The following is a 13,294-nucleotide window of genomic DNA, read 5'->3' as shown; positions in this document are numbered from 1 at the left end:
CCTACCCCAAAAGGAGGACACGGCAATGCGGTGTCCCTACGGTATTTCATCCAATTTTTAGGCTTTGCGCGATCGGCCGATCGGGACGCTGACAAATTGTCCCGGCTTTGCACCTCGCTGTGGCGGGTTCCAATCGCTAACGGCCGCAAAACAAGGCCGGTAAAAGGTGTGGATGGTTTCTAACACGGTCTTGCGGGAACTGACAACCGCGATTCGCACGACTTCCTGTTCGGATGCTGCTGATTCGGAATTTGGGCGATCCTCTCCTCCTATCTCCCCATCTCGCTCAACCTTTAGCTGCGGTAAGGACACGGGGCTGTGCGGTAAGGACACGGGGCTGTGCGGTAAGGACGCGGCAGTGCCGTGTCCCTACCGATTTCAGGTGCTTTTGAGAATTGGTATTCAAACTATTAGGAGACTTAGAAACCGGGTTTTTCAGTGTGATGTTTGTTTAGGTAGCAGCTACTGCTTTTTGCCTCCGAGAGGGTGGTCTCCGAGAATATTAAGATGCTCGACATCATGGAATGTGTCAAGTATCAGGTAAAATATGAAATCGTTCTCAAAGCTTAAAATCAAAAATCTAAAATACAAATATGGCTAGAACTCCCAGCGAATATTCCGTGCACCTGCTGCTTCAGGGCGGCCACCGCGAAGAAATCCGTTTCGCAACGCTGCAAGATTTTCAACTGTGGTACAGCAAAACCCTGGTTCCCAAACAAGATTCGTCAGAATTTCTCAATGTCCCGATCAAAAATATTCAAGGCGAATACATGGTTGTTCGGCCTACCAGCGTTCTTGGAATTCGCGTAGAACCGATATTTAGTTCTAGCATCGAGCGATACGAGGAATAAGGAAAGTTATCAATTGAGTAGGAAAGATTGGAAATTGAGCAAGATTTTTAGATATCAATTATTGGCGATCGCCTGTTGCGTTTTGGCGATCGCTTTTTCGGTGCCCGCCGTTGCAGTTCCGTCGCTGCAACCAATTAGTGCAAATCAGTTACAAGCGAGTGAATTGGAGTCGATCGGGCTTGACGCTCAAATCTGGGGCGTTCAGGGCAAAGCCGGAGATAAAGAATTGCTGTTAAAGTCGATCGACAACAGCCTCCGCTATCTCGACTCCCAGGGCGCTGCAAGTGCTTACAGCCGCTATGGGGTCGCAGGAATTACGCGCGATCGAGTTCGCCGTTCCCTCGATCGATTCCGCCAATTAGTTGTCAGTTCCACAACCCCTGCACAACTCCAGGAATCTGTCAAGCGCGAATTTGTTTTTTACAAATCCACGGGCAAAGACGGCAAAGGAACAGTTGCATTTACGGGTTATTTCGAGCCGACTTACTCCGCATCTCGCACGCCGAATTCCGAATACCGCTATCCCCTGTACCGCGTGCCGCCAAACATGGGTTCTTGGCCGAAACCTCACCCGACGAGATTGGAGTTGGAAGGCGCAGATGCTTTGCAGGCAAGCAAAGGATTGCTGCGGGGATTAGAATTAGTTTGGTTGCGCGATCGGTTCCAAGCATTTCTCGTGCACGTTCAAGGTTCCGCAAGATTGCAGCTAACAGACGGCGCAGTCATGACAGTGGGTTTCGCCGGCAAAACCAGTCAGAGTTATACAGGTGTCGGGCGAGAATTAGTTAAAGACGGCAAGTTTAGTTTAGAAGAGTTAACTTTGCCCAAATTAACCGAATATTTCACCAATTTTCCGGCGGAAATGGACAAGTATTTGCCGAAAAATCAAAGCTTTGTGTTCTTCCGGGAAACCAACGGAGCACCGCCGACTGGCAGCATTGGAGTGCCCGTAACTGCCGAAAGGTCGATCGCCACCGACAAAGCCTTAATGCCACCGGGCGCGCTAGCATTAATTAGCACAAAATTGCCTTATCCGAATGCGGCGGGAAAACTCGAACAAAGTGCCGTAAATCGGTATGTTTTGGATCAGGATACGGGTGGTGCAATCAAAGGCGCGGGCAGAGTTGATGTATTTATGGGGACGGGAAACTCGGCGGGCGATCGGGCCGGTTATATCAACTCAACTGGAGAACTGTATTATCCGCTTTTAAAGTAGGTAAAACTATCTGCATTCATCTGCGTTCATCTGCGGTTAAAAAATCCCCAACTCAAATGCTAAACAAAATTTGGCAATTCATCAAACAACTAATTCAGCGATTGTTCAAAACCCAACCATCCCATCCCCCAGCCCACCAACAGCCCCTTCCACCAACCCTGACAGACGCCGAATACGAGGCGAAATTCATGGAAATTCTCGAAGGAGTGAATCAAGGCTGGAGTAGAGGAGATGTCGCCGGATTTCTAATTGCAAAACGCCTCAAAGATGCGGAATTAGCCGCTTGGCTGCGCCGATTTGGGGTTCGATTATTAGAGGGCGAAAGCGGCGGGGATGTCGCCGCTGCGGATGCGGTCGAATCGGTTCAGGAATTGGCGCAGCGGCTGCTGTTATTGAGTAGAATTCGTGACGGGGAATTGGGAGATGTTGCGAGAAAAGTTAGCCGGGAGATATTAGCAAGATTTCCGCTACCGATTGTTGAGGATGATGTTGGGAATGGGAATGTTATTGAGGCAGTATTTGTTGGTGATGGTTTGGGTTTTTCTGGGGAAGAATAAATTGCTACAAATATCAATTGCTTGTTAGAATAGAATATCCTTGCATCCCAAGTCCCCAATCCCAAATCCCAAATCGAATGACACAAGTAATCGGCATCGACTTAGGTGGCACCGCAATTAAACTCGGCAGATTCAGCGAAGACGGCATTTGTCACCAATCCTTAACTGTCCCAACTCCTCAACCGGCAACGCCTGAAGCCGTTTTAGCCGCCATCACCGATGCTATTTTACAACTGAATCCACAAGAAAATGCTGTATGTGCGATCGGCATTGGAACACCAGGCCCCGCAGACGCCGCCGGCAGAATAGCCAGAGTCGCAATTAACCTCAAAAACTGGCATAACGTCCCCTTAGCTGACTGGTTGGAAGCCAAAACCGGACTGCCGACAATATTAGCAAATGATGCCAACTGTGCCGGTTTAGGAGAAGCTTGGTTGGGTGCGGGACGGCACTTTAAAAACCTAATTTTACTAACTTTAGGTACAGGAGTCGGCGGTGCAGTTATCCTAGACGGCAAACTATTTGCAGGGCATCTAGGCGCGGCAGGAGAACTAGGATTGATTGCTATAAATCCCGACGGCCCGGAGTGCAACAGCGGCAATCGCGGTTCTTTAGAACAGTACGTTTCCGTGCAAGCAATCCGCCGCGAAACTGGTTTAGAACCCATAGAATTAGCAAATTTAGCTAAATCTGGAGATGCCAAAGGTTTAGAATATTGGGAAAATTACGGGCGCTATCTCGGTATCGGTTTAGCAAGTATAATTTATATTTTGACGCCGGAAGCTATTATTATCGGCGGCGGAATTAGTGCAGGTGCAGCATTTTTCTTGCCGACTGTTCGAGAAGAAATTGAGCGGCGGGTGCTGCCGAGTTCTCGCGAAGATTTGCAGTTATTGGTTGCTGAATTGGGCAATCAAGCAGGCATGGTAGGCGCAGCAAAATTAGCTTTTATGCAATATAGCGGGAATGGATAATTGGTAATTGGGCATGGGGCATTGGGCATGGGGCATTGGGCATGGGGCATCGGGCATGGGGCATTGGTAATTGGTAATTGGTAATTGGTAATTGGGCATTGGGCATTGGGAACTGGAACCAACAAATAATAAGAAATATAAGAAAAATAACAACTAACCACTAACGACTAACCACTCACTAATAACAACTAACCATCAGCCACTAACTAATGACTAATGACTAATGACTAATGACTTGTTCACGGCAGAGAGTGCCCAGTCGTATTTTTAATGTATTCCTGAATTCTTTGATAATCGTCCGAGTTGCCTTCGCGCATCAGAATAATATTAGTTGTGCTGTCAGGCAGGTAAAAGCTGATTAGCCGACCGTTCTGTTCGCAAGAAAAAGAGCTAATTCGACTCATATCGATCGCAAATTCTTTGCGGTCATAATTAATTTTAATCCACGAACCTTTAGAATTGCGGTCGATCGTTTTTTTGAGGTAATCGAGAACTTGCTTGTAAGCCTCATAATTGCCTTGGGGATTGAGGATAATCGGCTGACTGCTATTAGGGAGCCAAAATGTGATACGCTTGTTATCCAGTTCGCTAGAAAAAGCACTAATAGTGTCAAGGTCAATTATGTATGTACTTTTCTCATAAGTAAATTTGCTCCAGTAAGCCACAAAAACCCTCCTCAAACCTGCGTTTCCTGGTATTTTAGGATAGTTTGACAACTCATACCATTTTAGATTTTAGATTTTAGATTTTAGATTGGGCATGACTGATGACTATCGGGGCTTGGATCGCGGGCCTACAGTTGCATTCTTTTTTGAAACTGGTATCACCGTTGAAATCCCAGCTAAAAAGTTAAGTAAAAATATCAGCATTTTTACCTTCTGCCTTCTCCCTTCGGATACTAGCCCCCCAACCCCTATGCAGCGGGTCGGGGGGTGAGGTTTTACACTCGTTGAGAATGCTGCCCGATATCATGTCCGGTAAGTGCGACCCCAATCAAGTCCTATTGTTGGGTTGGGCGGGTTTTGTAATCTCGATTGTCTGCCCGATTTGAATATTGTGTTCACTCACCCGCCCCTACAGACATCCAATATATCAGAACTAATCGATCGGACAGGATGTGAGATCAGCTTCCTCCCAGTTTCCCAGCCACCAAGTCGAAAGCCTCAGCTTCTAAAACATTCTGCTTGCCCTGGCTGCTGGCCGCCTGGATAAACCCCTGAAACAAGGGGTGGGGGGCGCTAGGTCGAGATTGGAATTCGGGGTGAAATTGACTGGCTATGAAAAAGGGATGGTTGGGCAATTCGATCATTTCTACCAATCGGCCGTCGGGAGATGTGCCGGAGACTGCATAACCTGATTCTAAGAAAAGATTGCGGTAGGCGTTGTTAAATTCGTACCGGTGGCGGTGCCGCTCGTAAATCACTTCTTTCTGATAAAGTTTGAAAGCTAGGGTGTCTGGGTTGACGCGGCACGGATACAAACCCAGTCGCATTGTACCGCCCAAATCGACTACATCTTGCTGTTCTGGCAATAAATTAATTACCGGATTTGCGGTATCGGGGTCAAATTCAGCGCTGTTGGCATCCTCTAGTTGGGCGGTGTTGCGCGCCCATTCAATCACAGCACACTGCATCCCCAAACACAATCCCAAAAAGGGAATTTTGTGGTGTTTGGCATATTCGATCGCCGCTATTTTGCCGTCAACTCCCCGAATCCCAAAACCTCCGGGCACAACAATGCCGTTGATATCTTTGAGATAATTTTCGAGGTTTCCCGATTCTAAATCTTCTGAGTTAATCCAGTGCAAATTTAGGTCGCAGCCGATCGAGATTGCTGCGTGCCGCAAAGCTTCGACCACCGAAAGATAAGCATCGTTCAACCGCACGTATTTGCCCACCAAAGCAATATCAATCTTGTGATTGGGACTGTAAAGTCGGTTGACTAAAGTTTGCCACTGAGTCAAATCGGGTTGCCGCGGTTCGAGTTGCAGCAAATTGATGGTTTGTTCGGCCAAACCTTCTTGTTCCATCATCAGAGGTACTTCGTAGATACTTTTAGCATCTTGAGCGGTGATGACGCATTCTTCGGGGACGTTGCAGAATTCCGACAATTTCTGTTTCATGCCCAAAGACAGCGGGCGATCGCACCGACAGACTAAAATATCTGGTTGAATGCCGATCGAGCGCAATTCCTTCACCGAATGCTGAGTCGGTTTAGTTTTCATCTCCCCAGCCGAAGGAATCCAAGGTATCAGCGTGACGTGCATATACACCACATTTTGCCGCCCGACATCCTTGCGAAACTGGCGAATTGCCTCCAAAAACGGCAAAGATTCAATATCTCCCACCGTTCCGCCAATTTCCGTAATCACCACATCGGGATTGGTATTTTTTGCTACTCGGTGAATTCGCTCTTTAATCTCGTTAGTGATGTGCGGAATCACCTGCACCGTACTCCCCTGATACTCGCCGCGGCGTTCTTTATTGATCACCGCTTGATAAATGGAACCCGTGGTGACGCTGTTGAGGCGAGACATGGAAGTATCGGTAAAACGCTCGTAATGCCCCAAATCCAAATCGGTTTCTGCACCGTCTTGAGTCACGAACACTTCCCCGTGCTGAAACGGGCTTAGAGTGCCGGGGTCAACGTTAATATAGGGGTCTAGCTTCAAAATCGAGACAGAATAGTCCCGCGACTTTAACAAGCGCCCGAGGGAGGAAGCGACAATCCCCTTGCCGATACTGGAAACCACGCCGCCGGTCACAAACACAAATTTGCTCATAGGATTTTCGACTCTAGATGTTTCAATGTCAGGTCAGACTCAAATGTGACATAGGTAATCCATAAGGGCAACCGCGGGGGATTGCCCCTACACCCATTTGACCTATCATTGAGGATTGTTATGTGCTTGCAACCAAGTTGTCAAATCTGACAAAGTGGTAAAGTCTAATACAGCCTCTCCTAAACTCTCTAATTGCTCAGCAGATAACTGACCGATGCGGGTTTGGGTATCCGAAGACAGCGCGCCTAGACTGCGTTCTAACTGGCGAGTAATTAATCGCAAATTCCCTTGTTTTATACCTTGTTCGATGCCTTGCTCGATACCTTGTTCGATACCTTCTGCGAGGGCTATTTTGGTAGCTAGACTAATGGAGCCACGCTGGTCTTGAATCCACATTTCTCGCTTATCTAAATCATCTAATTCCTGAGCATTTAAATTCGCTGTACTGGCAATTATAAAAGCCTGTTTCAGTTCCTCTACATTTCCCAATTCTTCTGGAACAGACTGTAAAGCTTGAGCTGTTTTCATGAAATATATCCACTTATCTGTCAAGGTTTCTAATTCATCTAGTTCCTTGTTGAATTTTGGTAACTCCACAAACACCAACTCAAACTGATCCGCTAGATAATCTACTAAAAATGTCTTTTCTTTGAATGTAAAGTGCGAAATCACTGTATCCATGTTCTCAAACATTTTAAAATCTGTAATCGTCAGAGCAATCACAGGGTTTAACTTGCTGTAACCACTTCCTGTGCTTAGCTGCATTGAATAAGTTTTAGTTGCATTATACAAAACCCGCTGCTGAAAGTATTCTACATTCAAAACCTGCATTTCAATAATCACTGTTTTGTCACCAGTAATCTTGGCTTTAACATCCAAGTAAGTATCTTTGATCCCTTTAATGTTTGGAGCTAAATAGGGGTCGATAATTTCTAAATCTTCGATGACGGGCTGTGCTTCGTAAAGGAGCGCATTCAAGAAACTAATTAAAATGTTTTTACTGTCAGCAGAGCCGAAGATTTTTTTAAAGGCAAAGTCGGTTTTGGGGTTGATAAAATTCATGGTAATTACAATTTATTAGGATTTGAGGGGTTTCGGTTAGAGCTATTTATTTAACTATCATACAATCTTCTAGGTAGGGTTCGCGGACGATCGCCCCAACCGACCTCACCCAAATACGGATGCAAGCCAGCGACAGGAGTCGGCCAGAGCCATGATTGCTCAAACAAAAGTTCCAGCCCCCTCAAGCCCCTGTGGAGTCAATTTAAAATCGGCACAAGCCCTGAGTCATTTCCCAAAAAGCTAACTCAGGAACGTTTCGCCAATGGTAAGGTCATGGTAAACAAAGCATCTCAAATCTGAAGAGAAAAAACAGCTATGAAGTTTGTCTGCGTTATATCCCCCGAACGGTTGCTTTCTGCTGGTATCGCATTGCTCGCAGCGATCCTCTTCGAGGGCTTCGCTAACGAGTGCGGCGCGTGGCTCGCTCCAAATGCGGCCCGGGCACAAGCTCCTGGGGAAAATTATTCGTCTTTGTCGCCGAAAATCCTCGCTAGTAACGATGTTAATTGCAATGACGGACGATCGCCCCAAACTAGGTGTCCAGTCGGCGGTTTGTTCGTCAAAACTCAAAATACGGCCCGAGAACAAGTCTTTCCTCTCAAACAAACTGAAGTTAAAGCCAAAATTGCTGGCAATATCTCCCGCGTCGAAGTTGTTCAGAAGTTTGAAAATCCTTTTCCCGAATCTTTAGAAGCTGTTTATGTATTTCCTTTGCCCGACGAAGCGGCGGTGGATGACATGGAAATTAAAATCGGCTCACGAACTATTAAAGCTGATATCAAACGCCGCGATGAAGCTGTGGAAATTTACCAAAAAGCCAGACAGCAAGGCCGGACTGCGGGTTTGTTGGAACAAGAACGCGATAATATTTTTACTCAGTCTCTCGCTAATATCAAACCGGGAGAAAAAATTGAAGTTACGATTCGCTACACGGAAAGTCTCAAGTTTGCCGGCGGCGATTACGAATTTGTGTTTCCTATGGTGGTAGGGCCTCGCTATATTTCGGGAAATACGACCGATGCCGATCGCATTAACCCGCCTGTCTTGCCTCCAGGAACGCGATCGGGTCACAATATCGGTGTTTCAGTAGAAATAGATGCCGGAGTTGCGATCGGCGATGTCCGCTCTACTTCCCATCAAATTACAACTGACCGCAGCGGCAATATTGTGCGAGTCCAATTAGCTAACTCTGACACAATTCCCAATAAAGATTTAATTCTGCGCTATCGAGTGGCGGGCGAAAATACTCGGGCAACTATTTTGACTCAATCGGACAAGCGGGGCGGTCATTTTGCTACTTATCTGATTCCGGCCTTAAACTACAAAACTAATGAAATTGTACCTAAAGATGTCGTCTTTCTGATGGACACTTCCGGTTCTCAGCAGGGCGAACCGCTGGCAAAATCTAAGGAGTTGATGCGCCGCTTCATTCAAGGGCTGAATCCCAACGATACTTTTACTATTATTGATTTTGCCAACACTGCGCAAGCGCTTTCAACAACTCCTTTAGCAAATACGGCTGCCAACCGACAAAGCGCCATTAATTATATCGAAAAGTTGCAGGCTAACGGCGGCACAGAACTGCTTAACGGCATTCAAACAGTGATGAATTTTCCGGCAGCGGCAACGGGAAGGCTGCGGAGTATTGTACTAATTACTGACGGTTACATTGGCAATGAAAAAGAAGTGCTTGCGCTGGTTCAGCGGAGTCTGAAACCGGGAAATCGACTTTATAGTTTTGGCGTCGGCGGTTCGGTGAATCGGTTTTTGATCGACCGTTTGGCCCAAGTGGGAAGAGGCACGTCTCAAGTAATTCGTCAAGATGAACCGTCAGCAGAAGCGGCAGAAAAGTTTTTCCGTCAAATTAATAGTCCGGTATTGACTAATATTCAAATTAGTTGGGAAGGAATGGGGGAAAAACCGGAGATTTATCCGATCGCGCCCCCAGACTTATTTACCAGTCAGCCGCTGGTTTTGTTTGGCAAAAAGACCGATCGAGCTAACGGCCAACTTCGCATCCGCGGCACTCTTGCAGGCGGCAAAGCTTACGAGCAGATTTTACCTGTCAATTTTGCTCAAGCCGGCGGCGCGCGGCAGCGGGAGTCTACTTCAGTCTCAGCAACCGCTACGGATTTTGGCAATCCGGCGGTAGCTCAACTTTGGGGTCGATCGCGCATTAAAGATTTAATGAATCAAATGTTTGGTGCCGAGACTAAATCTTTGGTGGAAGCTGTGACTAATACTGCTCTGACTTATCGCTTGCTGTCGGAATACACGGCTTTTGTAGCTGTGAGCGAAGAAGTGCGAGTCGAACCAGATGGATCTCGTCGCCGCGTGCAAGTGCCTGTGGAATTGCCGCAGGGTGTCAGCTATGAGGGTATTTTCGATTCGGAGAGAGCCGAATCAACGAGGGGAGGCACTCGCAACTTTGGCGGGATCGGCAGCCCGCTACCGGTGAGTCCAGCTCCTGCTGTGGCGCGGCCGCGAGGTTACGGCGAGTTGCAACCCCAGCAGTCAAAAGCTTCTCGCTGGGAAGTAGTCAGTGCCGAAGGGTTGGATGCCGGGGCGATCGCCGCTTTGACTCAATACCTGCAATCTGTTAATCTCCCGGCGGGGGTTAGCGGTGAAACGGTGTGGGAGTTATCGGTACAAGACGGCCGCGTGGCGCGAGCGGCGATCCTCTTCGAGGGCTTCGCTAACGACACTCAAACATCGACGCTGCAAGCAACAGACGCCGTAGAGACTCTCAAGAGGGCTTTGAGTTCCTGGCAACCTCCCGCAGGATTGAAGGGCAAGCTGCGCCTGAAGTTGCGAATTACTGTCGATCGTTAAGGAAGGACTATCTATAGCGGTTCTCAAGAAAGTGAGGTATGCCCAATGCCCAATGCCCAATGCCCAATGCCCAATGCCCAATGCCCAATGCCCAATGCCCAATGCCCAATGCCAGATAGTACCTCATATTACTGAGAAAGGCTATATGTCACGAAACATTAACTTTTGATTCAAAAATACCGAAAGGGCGATCGCTACCGCGAGGAAGATATAAAATCTTTATTAAGAGATTGCCTTTAAACAGAAAGTGATGTTATTAGGAGTTATACCGTTTCAGGCTTTGCCTCAAACGGTATAACTCCTAATACAGTTCCATTTCTGAAACAACCTTAAGAGTAAAGATTTCTCGATCGAACTCCCCAATCAGAGAAGGTATCACGCCCTATGGAAGTTAGCGAACTGCTCAACAATTACGAAAAAGGACAAAGAGACTTTACTGGAGCCGATCTGGGCGGGGCAAATCTCAGCGGAGCAATCTTAATCGGAGTCAACCTTTCGCGAGCTAATCTTTCCGGGGCGAACCTCAGCAGAGCGTTTCTCACCAAAGCAACACTCAAAGGCGCACAGATGCAAAGAACAAATCTAAGTTTTGCCAAAATGGGCGAAACCCAACTATCAGGCGCAGATTTGACAAAAGCCAATCTCAGCGGAGCTTTTTTGGTAAAAGCAAAATTGCCGAGAGTAAAGTTAAGCGGCGCAACTTTAACCGGCGCAAACCTGCGGGGTGCTGTGTTGTGGAATGCCAATTTGTGCAGCGCTGACTTGCAATTAGTTAACTTGCTGGGCGCGAATCTGACGGGAGCTAATTTTAAGTGGGCAAACCTTTACGGTGCAAAGCTCAACAGTGCAAAACTTTTTGGAGCTCAATTAACCGGAGTCAGTTTGCGGCGAGCGCAGTTGACAGGGGTGAATCTCTGCGGTGCAGATTTGAGCGGCGTCAACGTGAGCGAAGCTAAACTAATGGGAGCTAATTTGGAAGGCTCGAATTTGGCGGGGGCGAATTTCAGCGCGGCTCAGTTGCGGGGAGTGAAATTGGCGGGAGCAAACTTAACCGGGGCTAAGTTGAGGGGAAGTTGTTTGAGAGGGGCAAATCTGAATTGGGCAAAGCTGTGTCAAGCTGATTTGATGGCAGCAGATTTGAGCGAGGCGACGTTAATAGGAGCTAATTTAGATAATGCTTTGTTGGCGGGAGCTATTTTGCCGGAATCTACTAGGCGCTATTTTTCCTTGGCTGCGGCGGGCAAAATCAATTCTTGGGAAGTTGCAGAAATTAATTGTTGACTGTTGACTGTTGACTGTTGACTGTTGACTGTTGACTGAATAAGTAATAACTATGACTGTTAATTTTGGGGTGGTGCTGGTAACTGCGGCATCGGAGGCGGAGGCGGAGAATATCGCTAAATCTCTAGTTGAACACAAGCTGGCTGCTTGTGTGAGTTTGTCGCCAATTCGCTCGATTTATACTTGGCAAGGCGAGATTCATGCCGAGTCAGAGTGGCAGTTGGTGATTAAAACTGATTTGGCTAAATTTGAGGCTTTAAAAACAAAAGTTCAGGAACTCCATTCCTATGAAGTTCCCGAAATTATTGCTATTCCTATTATCGCTGGCAGCGATGCTTATCTGAATTGGATCGGCAAATCTTTAAGTTTGCAGTCAGAAGTTTAGGGAGCATCCCAATTTGGTAAAAAGCGTTTTTTAGGAGTGCGAGCGTCCCGCTCGCTTGCGTATTTCTAGCGAGCGGGACGATCGCACTCCTGTGAAGGCAAAAATGGGATACTCCCGGACTTTAGTCCTAAATTATCCAATGATATCGTTTCCGGTTGCATTGGAATTAATATAACCCGAAATCAGGACACGGCAGTGCCGTGTCCCTACCATTAATCTGGAGTAGGGAAACGGCACTGCCGTGTCCTCTATATCATTCCGGCGCAGCCGGAATTGATATGATATCGTTTCCGGTTGCATTGGAATTATATATTTCGATCGACAAGAGTGCGAGCGTCCTCGCTCGCTATATAGGTAGCGAGCGAGGACGCTCGCACTCTTATAATTCCGATGCTACCGGATTTGATATGAAGAGGGACTGAAGTCCCTACTACAAACGCTCAGAAACCTATTAATTATGACTGCTAGGGCCGATGACGCCAACTTTGTGGCGAAAACTTAGTTCGCCGCCGAACCAGCCTGTAATGCCCAGCAAGGTTGCCACGACGATCGAAATTGCTAAACCTGTATATACGATCGGCTCCGCCGGATTTCCTTGTCGCAACACCAGGTTAATCAGGGAAAGTACCAAAGCCGCCACATTGCCGCCCATGTGCAACCAACCGGCACTGCGATCGCGCACTCTTTTAATTTTGAAAAAATCTAAAAAGCCCGTGATTCCCGCCAAAATCCCCGCACCAAAACCGCAACCGATCAGCCAAACCGAAGCTCTCGCCCAAAAAGGATCGCTTGTCAGCCAATAACCGATATCCGTGCCGGCGGCTCCTACTAAAAAGGCTACCGGAAACACGATCAGCACTGGGTGAAGGGGATGACCGGCAACTGAAACTGTACTTGTAATGCCGGCATCGCGATACTCTGTGTCGTCACTTTCGAGAATCGGCGGAATATTGGGATAGGGCGTACTATTTCTTTGATTTGTTTCCATGATTTCTACAGATAACTTTTGTACAACAAACCCGTTTTTATTGGAGTGAACTTAATCCCAAATCCGCTCGCCATTTTCGTCAACGCGGGCCTGCCGAATTACGTCGGAAATTTCGTCGGCATCTTTGACGTGGTGCAAAGCTTTCTTTTCCCCGTCTGCTTCTTCTACGATCACATAAGTTGGAACTGTAACAACCTCTCCCGTGATGTCTGGCACGCTATCTACTGCCAGTTGCTGGGCTTTTTCTTCGATGGTTTGCGGTTCGTCGGAAATGCGATCGCCCGGATTGACAGTGCGCTCCATATCTTTGCCTGGTTTGTCGATACTCATAAAAACCTCTCTGGTATTTCTAATTTTTTGCTGACT

Annotated in this window: 13 protein-coding genes; 7 read left to right on the top strand and 6 right to left on the bottom strand. The window is 47.3% G+C overall.

What is annotated here, in order from left to right:
• Positions 1-57 precede the first annotated feature (57 nt).
• Positions 58-333, bottom strand: coding sequence for a hypothetical protein (locus QUA02_RS06030; protein ID WP_333026029.1), 276 nt, complete (start codon positions 331-333; stop codon positions 58-60).
• A gap of 260 nt (positions 334-593) precedes the next feature.
• On the opposite strand from QUA02_RS06030, the gene QUA02_RS06025 reads away from it, so the two are divergent.
• From QUA02_RS06025 to QUA02_RS06010, 4 genes are all read left to right on the top strand, one after another.
• Positions 594-851, top strand: coding sequence for a hypothetical protein (locus tag QUA02_RS06025; protein WP_333026027.1), 258 nt, complete (start codon positions 594-596; stop codon positions 849-851).
• 13 nt (positions 852-864) lie between these two features.
• The gene (gene mltA, locus QUA02_RS06020) at positions 865-2,067 is read left to right on the top strand and encodes a murein transglycosylase A (RefSeq protein ID WP_333026025.1); all 1,203 of its coding nucleotides are present in this window, start codon (positions 865-867) and stop codon (positions 2,065-2,067) included.
• Positions 2,068-2,123: 56 nt separating this feature from the next.
• Positions 2,124-2,624, top strand: coding sequence for a hypothetical protein (locus QUA02_RS06015; RefSeq protein WP_333026023.1), 501 nt, complete (start codon positions 2,124-2,126; stop codon positions 2,622-2,624).
• A gap of 77 nt (positions 2,625-2,701) precedes the next feature.
• Positions 2,702-3,598, top strand: coding sequence for an ROK family protein (locus QUA02_RS06010; protein ID WP_333026022.1), 897 nt, complete (start codon positions 2,702-2,704; stop codon positions 3,596-3,598).
• 239 nt (positions 3,599-3,837) lie between these two features.
• Here QUA02_RS06010 and QUA02_RS06005 read toward each other — a convergent pair whose 3' ends face one another.
• From QUA02_RS06005 to QUA02_RS05995, 3 genes are all read right to left on the bottom strand, one after another.
• Positions 3,838-4,263, bottom strand: coding sequence for a hypothetical protein (locus QUA02_RS06005; RefSeq protein WP_333026021.1), 426 nt, complete (start codon positions 4,261-4,263; stop codon positions 3,838-3,840).
• Positions 4,264-4,721: 458 nt separating this feature from the next.
• Positions 4,722-6,380 carry a CTP synthase gene (gene pyrG / locus QUA02_RS06000; protein WP_333026020.1) on the bottom strand — a complete coding sequence of 553 codons (1,659 nt, stop codon included), beginning with the start codon at positions 6,378-6,380 and terminating at the stop codon, positions 4,722-4,724.
• A gap of 105 nt (positions 6,381-6,485) precedes the next feature.
• The gene (locus QUA02_RS05995; protein WP_333026018.1) at positions 6,486-7,442 is read right to left on the bottom strand and encodes an Rpn family recombination-promoting nuclease/putative transposase; all 957 of its coding nucleotides are present in this window, start codon (positions 7,440-7,442) and stop codon (positions 6,486-6,488) included.
• Between the two features lie 315 nt (positions 7,443-7,757).
• Between QUA02_RS05995 and QUA02_RS05990 the strand changes: the two genes are divergently transcribed.
• The 3 genes from QUA02_RS05990 (at position 7,758) to cutA (ending at position 11,940) form a co-directional block, all read left to right on the top strand.
• On the top strand, positions 7,758-10,274 hold the full coding sequence (locus QUA02_RS05990; RefSeq protein ID WP_333026017.1) for a VIT domain-containing protein: 2,517 nt from the start codon (positions 7,758-7,760) through the stop codon (positions 10,272-10,274).
• Positions 10,275-10,658: 384 nt separating this feature from the next.
• Entirely contained in the window at positions 10,659-11,555 is an 897-nt protein-coding gene (locus tag QUA02_RS05985; RefSeq protein WP_333026016.1) for a pentapeptide repeat-containing protein, read from the top strand.
• A gap of 52 nt (positions 11,556-11,607) precedes the next feature.
• A complete protein-coding gene (gene cutA / locus QUA02_RS05980) occupies positions 11,608-11,940 on the top strand; it encodes a divalent-cation tolerance protein CutA (protein WP_333026014.1) in 333 nt (110 codons plus the stop codon).
• Between the two features lie 451 nt (positions 11,941-12,391).
• Here the strand turns inward: cutA and QUA02_RS05975 are convergent, their stop codons facing one another.
• A complete protein-coding gene (locus QUA02_RS05975) occupies positions 12,392-12,928 on the bottom strand; it encodes a DUF2231 domain-containing protein (RefSeq protein ID WP_333026012.1) in 537 nt (178 codons plus the stop codon).
• Between the two features lie 51 nt (positions 12,929-12,979).
• Positions 12,980-13,258, bottom strand: coding sequence for a hypothetical protein (locus QUA02_RS05970; protein ID WP_333026011.1), 279 nt, complete (start codon positions 13,256-13,258; stop codon positions 12,980-12,982).
• Positions 13,259-13,294: the final 36 nt, after the last annotated feature.

This window comes from Microcoleus pseudofavosus SVA1_A4 (assembly GCF_036700565.1).
In the GTDB taxonomy this organism is placed as follows: Bacteria; Cyanobacteriota; Cyanobacteriia; order Cyanobacteriales; family Microcoleaceae; genus Microcoleus.
The sequence above is the reverse complement of the archived record's forward strand: the minus strand, read 5'-3'. Positions and strand labels throughout refer to the sequence as shown.